Here is a 6551-nt window from a genome sequence, read left to right as displayed (position 1 = left end):
CGCCAACCTGCTACCAAGTGTTTCAACCCAGTAAATTCCCGCCCCAAGCGCTCGTTTACCAGAACAGCCTCCCGTCCCTGCCCTGCCTGCGACGGACCCGATATCACCGGCCGGAACCCCGCATGAAACGTCCCCGCCCTACCCGACGCGCCTGGCTTCTCACTTTCGCCCTGCTTCCGGCCGTGGCCTTCGCCGCGTGGCAAGCGGTCGCGCCAAGCCGGGCGCCCCTGGTCACCGCGCCCGTCACCCGTGGCGATATCGAAAACAGCGTCACCGCCCTGGGCACCCTGCAACCGCGGCGTTATGTCGACGTCGGCGCCCAGGCGTCCGGGCAGATCCAGAAGATTCATGTGGAAGCCGGCGACGAAGTGCGCGAAGGCCAGCTCCTAGTCGAAATCGACCCCTCCACACAAAAAGCCAGGTTGGACGCCGGACGCTTCTCGATTGAAAACCTCAAGGCCCAGCTCCAGGAACAGCGCGCCCAGCACGACCTGGCGCAGCAGAAATTCCGCCGCCAGCAGCAACTCAAGGCCGGCGGCGCCACCCGCGAGGAAGACGTGCAGACCGCCCAGGCCGAAGTGCGGGCGACCCAGGCGCGCATCGACATGTTCCAGGCCCAGATCCGCCAGGCCCAGGCCAGCCTGCGCAGCGACGAGGCCGAGCTGGGCTACACGCGGATCTATGCGCCCATGAGCGGTACCGTGGTCGCCGTCGGCGCGCGGGAAGGCCAGACCCTCAACGCCCAGCAGCAAACCCCGCTGATCCTGCGCATCGCCCGGCTGTCGCCGATGACGGTCTGGGCCGAAGTTTCGGAAGCCGACATCGGCCACGTCAAACCGGGCATGACCGCCTATTTCACCACCCTGTCCGGTGGCACCCGTCGCTGGAGCAGCACCGTGCGCCAGATCCTCCCGGTGCCGCCACGCCCGCTGGAAGCCAGCCAGGGTGGCAGCCCGACCGGTGGTCGCAGTGGCAGCGAACGGGTGGTGCTCTACACCGTGCTGCTCGACGTGGACAACGCCGACCGCAGCCTGATGACCGACATGACCGCCCAAGTGTTTTTCGTCGCCGCCCAGGCCCAAAACGTGCTGACCGTGCCCACCGCTGCGTTACAGGACAACGCCGGCCAGGTGCGGGTGCTGGCCGACAACGGCGATGTCCAGTCGCGGACCGTTCGCACTGGCGTCAGCGATCGACTGCGCATCCAGATCGTCGACGGCCTGAGCGAGGGCGAACAGGTGCTGATCGGCCCAGCCACCGGCAGCGGAGGCTGAATGAACACGCCCCTGATCGAACTGCGGGATATTCGCAAGGCCTACGGCGGTGGCGACAGCCCCCGGGTGGAAGTGCTGCGCGGCATCGATTTGTCGATTCACGCTGGCGAGTTCCTGGCGATTGTCGGCGCGTCCGGCTCCGGCAAATCGACCCTGATGAACATCCTCGGTTGCCTCGACCGCCCCACCAGCGGCGAGTACCGTTTCGCCGGTGAAGACGTCGCCCACCTGGGCAGCGACGAATTGGCCTGGCTGCGGCGCGAGGCCTTCGGGTTCGTGTTCCAGGGCTATCACCTGATCCCGTCCGGCACCGCCCAGGAAAACGTCGAAATGCCGGCCATCTACGCCGGCACCTCCGCCGCCGAACGCCACGCCCGCGCCAGCGCCCTGCTCGAGCGCCTGGGCCTGGCCAGCCGCACCGGCAACCGTCCGCATCAGTTGTCCGGCGGCCAGCAGCAACGGGTGTCGATCGCCCGAGCCTTGATGAACGGCGGCCACATCATCCTCGCCGACGAACCCACCGGCGCCCTCGACAGCCAGAGCGGTATCGAGGTCATGGCCTTGCTCGACGAACTGGCGAGCCAGGGCCACGTGGTGATCCTGATCACCCACGACCGCGAAGTGGCGGCCCGGGCCAAGCGCATCATCGAGATCCGCGATGGGCTGATCATCAGTGACAACGCCCCCTCTTCGCCACACGAAGTGCACGCCAACCCCAAGGCCCTGCAAGCCGTGGACCTGCGCCAGCGCCTGAGTGCCGGCAGCGAACACAACGGCGCCTGGAAAGGCGAGCTGGTGGACGCGGTACAGGCGGCGTGGCGGGTGATGTGGATCAACCGCTTTCGCACCGCCCTGACCTTGCTCGGCATCGTCATCGGCGTGGCCTCGGTGGTGGTGATGCTGGCGGTGGGCGAAGGCAGCAAGCGCCAGGTCATGGCCCAGATGGGCGCCTTCGGCTCCAACATCATCTACCTCAACGGCACCGCACCCAGCCCGCGCGCGGCCAAGGGCATCATCAGCGAATACGACCTGGCCGCCCTTGCCGCCCTGCCCGAAGTGCAGCGGATCATGCCGGTCAACGGCGCCGACGCCAGCGTGCGTTTCGGCAACCTCGACCACACCAGCTACGTCGGCGGTAACGACACGAATTTCCCGATCATCTTCAATTGGCCGGTGGCCCAGGGCAGTTACTTCAGCGAGGCCGATGAGCGTAGCGCTGCCGCAGTGGCGGTGATCGGCTACCGGGTCCGGCAGAAACTGTTCAAGGACGTCGCCGACCCCGTCGGCCGCTACATCCTGATCGAGAACATGCCGTTCCAGGTGGTCGGCGTGCTAGCCGAAAAAGGCGCCAGCTCCGGGGATTCGGACGCCGACGACCGCGTCGCCGTGCCCTACTCCGCCGCCAGCGTGCGGCTGTTCGGCAGTCGTCATCCCGAGTACGTGGTGATCGCCGCCAAGGACGCGGGCAAGGTCAAGGAAGCCGAGCAAGCCGTCTCCCGAACGCTGTTGCGCCTGCATGACGGCAAGCAGGATTTCGAACTGACCAACAACGCCGCGATGATCCAGGCCGAAGCCCGCACCCAGGGCACGCTGTCGCTGATGCTCGGCGCCATCGCGGCGATTTCGCTGTTGGTGGGCGGCATCGGCGTGATGAACATCATGCTCATGACCGTGCGCGAACGCACCCGCGAGATCGGCATCCGCATGGCCACCGGCGCCCGGCAGCGCGATATCCTGCGCCAGTTCCTCACCGAAGCGGTGATGCTCTCGGTGGTCGGCGGGCTGGCGGGTATCGGCCTGGCCCTGCTGGTGGGCGGTGCATTGCTGCTGGGCAAGATCGCCGTGGCGTTCGAATGGCTGGCGGTGTTCGGCGCCTTTGGCTGCGCCCTGGTCACCGGCGTTGTCTTCGGTTTCATGCCCGCCCGCAAGGCCGCCCGCCTCGACCCGGTCGCGGCCCTCACCAGTGAATGAACCTCATCCCATGAAAGCGCCCCTGACCCTCCTGGCCGCCAGCCTGTTACTGGCGGCCTGCGCCAGCCCGTTGTCGCCACCAGACAGCGGTATCCAGCCACCACCGGCCTGGCAGAGCCTCGATACGCCCAGCGTTCGCGCCGATAACCAGCAATGGTGGACGCGCTTCGGCAGCCCACAGTTGAACCGGCTGATCGAACAGGCGCGCCTGGACAGCCACGACCTCGCCGCCGCCATGGCCCGGGTTCGCCAAGCCCAGGCCAGCGCGGTGATCGCCGGCGCGCCGTTGCTGCCGGCAGTCACAGCCGGGCTCAACGGCAATCGCCAGGAGTTGTTGCGCGGCAAAGGCTACAGCCAACTGGACGTCGACCGGGACAACCGCACCATCGACTACTACGACGCCAACCTCAGTGCCACCTATGAGCTGGACTTCTGGGGCGGCAAACGGGCGGCCCGGGACAGTGCGCTGAGCACGCTCTCGGCCAGTCAGTTCGACCGGGCGACCGTGGAGTTGACCTTGCTCAGCGCGGTCGCCAACAGCTACACCCAGGCGTTGTCCCTGCGCGAACAGCAGCGCATCGCCGAACTGAATCTCGCCAACGCCGAAAGTGTGCTCGAGCTGGTGCAGACCCGCTACGACGCCGGCAGCGCCACGGCCCTGGAACTGTCCCAGCAAAAAAGCCTGGTGGCGGCGCAGCAACGCCGCTTGCCCCAAGTGCAGCAACAGGCCAAGGAAGCGCTGATTACCCTGGCGGCGCTGCTGGGGCAACCGGTGCAGGCGGTCAGGCTCGACGATGAACAGTTCGAACACCTGCAGTGGCCTTCCATCGACGCCGGGGTACCCAGCGACCTGCTCCGCCGCCGCCCGGACATCGCCGCCGCCGAAGCGCGCCTCACCGCCGCCCAGGCCGACATCACGGTGGCCCGCGCCGCCATGCTGCCCTCGGTGACCCTGGGCCTGAGCCTGGGCACCGGCGCCGACATCGCCGACCAGTTGCTGCGCAACAACGTCTACAACCTCACCGCCGGTTTGGCCGCGCCGATCTTCAACAACGGCCGCCTGAGGGCCGAACGGGACAAGGCCACCGCCCGCCAAGAGGAACTGCTGGAACTCTACCGCGCCGCCATCATCAACGGCTTCGCCGACGTCGAAAAAGCCCTGAACAGCATCAACGGCCTGGACCAGCAACGGCAATGGCAAACCGAAGAACTGCACCAGGCCCAGACCGCCTTCGACATCGCCCAGCGCCGCTACCAGGCCGGCGCCGAAGACCTGCTCACCGTGCTGGAAACCCAACGCACCCTCTATACCGCCCAGGATACGAACGTCCAACTAAGGCTGGCGCGGGTACAGGCGAGTGTGGCGTTGTACAGGGCGTTGGGTGGGGGTTGGCGGGTGATGTAAGCCTCGAATACACATTCAAGCCAAGTGACATTTGTGGCGAGGGGATTTATCCCCGCTGGGCTGCGCAGCAGCCCCCAGAGCCGGCACCTCGGTGTGTCAGGTGTATTGGGGGTAGCTGATTTGGGGCTGCTTCGCAGCCCAGCGGGGATAAATCCCCTCGCCACAGATGAATCTCCTAGCCACAAATAGTATTCGGCTTTGGTTCTGTTTATCGGACCATGTAGGACTCCCGAGCGAGGCTACGTCGCCTTGCGTCGTTGCCTACAACTACGCCAGAATCCGCCGGCTTATGCGCCTGGCTCATGACTTTTACTGTTCCCAGGTCGCTGATTTCAGCGATCAGGTTTAATAGCCCGCGAGTTAGCTTGCCGCAAAGGAAGGCTACTTGCTGATCGACAACAACCTTGCCAAAGGAGTCACCAGGTTCTTCGTGATCGGAAGAAAGAACTGATTGTTCAGCGACAGTACGACGGCGAGCGCTCAACCTGACAGGTTGGTCGAGACCGCCGAAGCCAACGACTAGGAGCCCTATGGCTACGCCACGCACTTGAGCTTCTGCCAATGGCGTCTTCGGTTGAGAACCACGAAGCACTGCTGCCCTAGAACCGCTCGCCGATATCGCGTAGTTAAGCGCGTTATCCATCTTGATGGCTGGTTGGGCTTACGGTGATATTAAAGAACACGAGCGCAGCAACGATCATAGAATACGACGACATATTGATTAAAGAGGCCGTACTTGCCTGTTAGCAATATTCGCTTCGATAACGGCAATACATGGAAAGGGATCGACTTCGATACCATGAAATAATTGCGTGCACAGTGTTCATCAGTAATCCAGTAATCCGGCAAAAAAAACAAATCAATTCGATTACTAGCCGCAGGGTTGGAGCGAGGTCGGCAGATAGTCGGGCGGGTATTTGGGTAAGATACTCAAGTGGAGTAGGGGTGGCTGCGGGTCCGCAGAGCGGGTAATGAGCGTCGCTTTCAAAGCAATAATCTTAGATGCCGCAGGTGTTATCGCAGTGACGACTGGTTTCAGAATATGGGCGCAGCGAACGCGACTCAAGTTCTCGGAAAATCTTAGAGAGGCTTGAGCACGCGTTGCGAGCCAAGGTATATCAAGAGGGCCGGTGTTTGAATACCTTTGTACTCCCGCCCGCCGGGCTGAGCTGCCCCGTTTAAAGTTAGAGAACTGCTACTCGCCTAAGGGTTGCAACTGAATACTCTCCGCCAAAAGTATAATGGTTGCGCCGTAAACAGGCTCAAGTTCCATAAAACTCAACGTGCCATCACGAATGCGGCCTAATTTCTCTAATAACACGGGCCATTTCAAATCACTAGCACTAGGCTCGTGTCCTCTTATTAAAAAGAACAAGCGCCTCGCGGTTTGATCCTCTTCACCACCTCCGGCATCAAAATGTGATACGCAATCAATAATGTTCGAAAGTCGCATCTCGCTGACAACAAAGTCATCAACACCTTTGGCAATAATTTGTTTATGCTGTTCACCATTCCACCTACACGTCACGTCGATTCGAATCTCTTTCTTTGTTTGCTCCAAATGAATAGCATCAATTGTAGCCTCTGTTAACAGTTCCCAGCTTTCCATAGATTCTCCTTACTGCCTTGGCCAAGGTGAATAATCACGACCGGGGTGTTCTCTCTCCCCATTCGACCATTCGTGGACGTGCGGCTTTTGATAGCCTTGGTGGGGCTTGTCATAGTCCCTTAAGGGTTGACCATTAGAGTCATATTCGCGAGTTCGCTTTGCACCTATTTTGACTTCTCCCGGTGCGGCTTGATCCGGAACATCTTTCTTACGAGGTGACGACGAGGAGGATTTAGAGCCACTACTCTCGTCAGCCCCTTGATTCTTGTCTGAAGCGTCAGCCAAATCTCCT

General features: G+C 62.3%; 4 protein-coding genes and 1 pseudogene. 4 read left to right on the top strand and 1 reads right to left on the bottom strand.

The genetic code is table 11. The annotated features are described in order from the left end of the window. Positions 1-122: 122 nt before the first annotated feature. The 4 genes and pseudogenes from BM300_RS13445 to BM300_RS31405 all read left to right on the top strand — a co-directional run. Positions 123-1274, top strand: coding sequence for an efflux RND transporter periplasmic adaptor subunit (locus BM300_RS13445; protein ID WP_092349232.1), 1152 nt, complete (start codon positions 123-125; stop codon positions 1272-1274). Then, positions 1275-3245 (top strand): MacB family efflux pump subunit, encoded by a 1971-nt coding sequence (locus tag BM300_RS13440; RefSeq protein WP_092349230.1) that lies wholly within the window; start codon positions 1275-1277, stop codon positions 3243-3245. A gap of 10 nt (positions 3246-3255) precedes the next feature. Next, on the top strand, positions 3256-4650 hold the full coding sequence (locus tag BM300_RS13435; protein ID WP_092349227.1) for an efflux transporter outer membrane subunit: 1395 nt from the start codon (positions 3256-3258) through the stop codon (positions 4648-4650). 373 nt (positions 4651-5023) lie between these two features. Next, positions 5024-5253, top strand: a pseudogene (locus BM300_RS31405) (IS66 family transposase); the annotation flags it as partial. 592 nt (positions 5254-5845) lie between these two features. Here BM300_RS31405 and BM300_RS13430 read toward each other — a convergent pair. Next, the gene (locus BM300_RS13430; RefSeq protein WP_092349223.1) at positions 5846-6259 is read right to left on the bottom strand and encodes a hypothetical protein; all 414 of its coding nucleotides are present in this window, start codon (positions 6257-6259) and stop codon (positions 5846-5848) included. Between the last annotated feature and the right edge of the window lie 292 nt (positions 6260-6551).

This window comes from Pseudomonas sp. NFACC46-3 (assembly GCF_900114515.1).
Taxonomy (GTDB): domain Bacteria; phylum Pseudomonadota; class Gammaproteobacteria; order Pseudomonadales; family Pseudomonadaceae; genus Aquipseudomonas; species Aquipseudomonas fluorescens_Q.
The sequence above is the reverse complement of the archived record's forward strand: the minus strand, read 5'-3'. Positions and strand labels throughout refer to the sequence as shown.